This window comes from Intestinibacter sp. (assembly GCF_022780145.1).
In the GTDB taxonomy this organism is placed as follows: domain Bacteria; phylum Bacillota; class Clostridia; order Peptostreptococcales; family Peptostreptococcaceae; genus Intestinibacter.
The window spans coordinates 1-3,050 of record NZ_JALEXO010000170.1 but is presented as its reverse complement, the minus strand read 5'-3'; the positions used below and the strand labels follow the sequence as shown (position 1 = coordinate 3,050).

Here is a 3,050-nt window from a genome sequence, read left to right as displayed (position 1 = left end):
TATAGAGCTAAAAACAGTGTCAGGATCATAGACATCCATAAAAGCACAAGGTCCATAGTCGATAGTTTCTCCACATATACTCATATTGTCAGTATTTAAAACACCGTGTATAAACCCTACACTTTGCCATTTAGCTACGAGTTTAATTTGGCGTCTCATAACTTCATTGATAAAATCAATGTATTTATTTTCGCTGTTTTCTATAAATGGAAAATGTCTCTTTATAGTATAATCTGCTAGAGCTTTTAATTTATCAGGACCTAGCATATATGATGCGTACTCAAAGGTTCCAAATCTAATATGGCTAGAAGCAACTCTAGTTAGTATAGCACCCTGTTCTATTTTTTCTCTATATACATCTTCTCCAGTAGATACAACTGACAGACTTCGAGTAGTTGGAATTTTAAGTGCGTGCATCGCCTCGCTTACTATATATTCTCGTAGCATAGGACCTAAAACAGCGCGACCGTCTCCGTTTCTAGAATAAGGAGTTCTGCCTGAACCCTTGAGCTGAATATCAAATCTTTCTCCTGAAGGAGTTATTTGTTCACCTATTAGCAAAGCGCGTCCATCGCCTAACATTGTGAAGGTTCCAAATTGATGTCCTGCATATGCTTGTGATATATACGCACCGTTTTCGGCGCTTGTATTTCCTGAAAGAATATAAATTCCTTCTTGAGATTTTAAGAAATCTTTATTTAATCCAAGTGAATCTGATAGATTTTCATTTAAAATAATTAAATTGGGTGATTTTACAGGTTTTAAATCTACATAGCTGTAAAATTTTTTAGGGAGATTTATATATGAATTATCGAAATTGAACCCAGTTTTAACTATTTTATTTGTCATAAAATTGTACTCCTTTCGTAAGTTTAGTTAAATATCTTTTTAATAATATACCCTATTTAATAAGAAAATAACCTTATTTGGTGACAAATAGAAGGTATTAGATAATTGTATGAATTTTCAACATATGTTATAATTTGTAAGTAATTAAAAATTTTTGTAAAAAAAGAAAGGAATAATACCATGAGTGATCAAAAACACGTACAAGAATTATCTTCTGAAAAGACTGAATTCAAAAGAGAAATCGGTGTTTTCGGTGGAGTAAGTATCATCGGTGGAATCATGATAGGTTCAGGGATATTCTATCTTGGTTCTTATGTATTAGACAGAACTAATTACAACTATGGATTAGCTATTTTAGCTTGGATCCTAGGAGGAATAATATCTCTATTTGGTGGATTATGTTATGCAGAATTAGGAGCTGCAATGCCTAAAGCAGGTGGTAGAATGGTATACCTAACAGAAGCATATCATCCATGTGTGGGATTCTTAGCTGGGTTCTCAGATTGGCTAATAGGAGGTCCTGGTTCAGTAGCTGCTTTAGCTATAGCACTTCCTACAGCACTTAAATCTTTTGTAGCACTTAGCGACACAGGTATAAAAGTATTTGCAGTTGTATTAATTATAGGATTAACTATTTACAACTGTTATGGTGTAAAATTATCATCAATACTTCAAAATATTTCTATGGTTGCAAAATTAGTGCCAATTTTATTAATATTAGGAGCAGCATTATTCTGTGGTAAAATAACTCCAGATCTTGGTATAGGTCAAGAAGTAGCATCTTCTGGTGCATCAGGAACTATATCAATGGTTGCATTTGCGATTGTAGCTTCATTGTGGGCTTATGAAGGATGGACTAATTTAAACACAGTAACAGAAGAAATTAAAAATCCTAAGAGAGATTTACCATTAGCATTAATAATCGGTATAGGTGGAATAACAGTACTTTATACATTATTTAACTATGCTATATATAGAGTTTTACCTCATGATACAGTAGTATCAATGATAGGAGATGGAAACTACTATTTAGGAACAGAAGTTGCTAAATTAATTTTTGGTAATGCAGGTGGTATATTAGTTACTGCAGCAATGGTAATAGCTATATTTGGTTCAACAAATGGATTAATATTAGCTCAACCTCGTATGTACTATGCAATGGCTAAAGAAGGTCACTTCTTTAAATCATTTGGAAAATTACATCCTAAATATAAAGTTCCTACAACTGCATTAATAGTTCAAGCGGTAATATCTATAATATTAGTATTAATGAGAAACCTAGATCAATTAACTAATTTAGTTGTTTTCCAAACAATGATATTTAACTTCTTAACAGTTTTAGCTGTACCAGTACTTCGTAAGAAAATACCTGAAATAGACAGACCATACAAAGTTTGGTTCTATCCAGTTAGTATAATAATTACAGCGCTTATTTTCGCAGGATTAGTTGTAAGTACATTCTTTGACGATCCAGTAAGTGCAATAACTGGATTTGCAGTTCCTGCTATAGGTATATTATTCTACTTATACTTTGATAAACAGTTGAAAAAAGAAGGAAAATCAGCATAGGATATTTGTATAATTTCTAATTATATTATGTGAAATTATAGGGGGAAAATAAAAAATGAAAACAGTTTTATTCAATGGAAAAATTTATGTAGAAAAAGAAAAATTTGTAGAAGCTGTTTTAATTGAAGATAGAAAAATTAAAGCTATTGGAACTAATGATGAAATTTTAGCAACTTCAGATATTGACGAAAAAATAGACTGTCAAGGTAAAACAGTAATACCTGGTCTTAATGATTCTCATATGCATATGTTTAGTCTTGGAGAAACAATGTATCAAGCTAAAATAAGTGGTTGTAAGAGCATAGATGAAATGATAGAAATATGCAAAAAATATATATCTGAAAACCCTGAGAGAGTAAAAGGTGGTTTATATGCTCAAGGATGGAATCAAGATCTATTTGAAGATAGCTATAGAATGCCAAATAGATTTGATTTAGATAAAATATCAACAGAAATTCCTATAGTACTTGATAGAGTTTGTGGTCATATACTAGCTACAAATACGAAAGTGATAGAAGTGTTAGGATTAGACGGAAACTCTCCACAATACAATGGTGGAACATTTGAAATAGGTGAAGATGGATATCCTAATGGTGTATTCACAGAAAATGCTTGTAATATTGCGAAAGATA

General features: G+C 31.7%; 3 protein-coding genes. 2 read left to right on the top strand and 1 reads right to left on the bottom strand.

All coding sequences use genetic code 11. The annotated features are described in order from the left end of the window. Positions 1–849: protein adenylyltransferase SelO family protein (locus tag MR593_RS06840; protein WP_290691198.1), on the bottom strand; the 849-nt coding region annotated here is incomplete at its 3' end. 180 nt (positions 850–1,029) lie between these two features. Between MR593_RS06840 and MR593_RS06835 the strand changes: the two genes are divergently transcribed. Next, on the top strand, positions 1,030–2,418 hold the full coding sequence (locus MR593_RS06835) for an APC family permease (protein ID WP_290691196.1): 1,389 nt from the start codon (positions 1,030–1,032) through the stop codon (positions 2,416–2,418). A 55-nt stretch (positions 2,419–2,473) separates the two neighbouring features. Next, on the top strand, positions 2,474–3,050 hold a 577-nt coding region (locus MR593_RS06830), incomplete at its 3' end, for an amidohydrolase family protein (protein ID WP_290691194.1).

Bases quoted from the DNA above. Each gene is read 5' to 3' on its own strand.
- MR593_RS06835 (WP_290691196.1), top strand. From the start codon at position 1,030: ATGAGTGATCAAAAACACGTACAAGAATTATCTTCTGAAAAGACTGAA.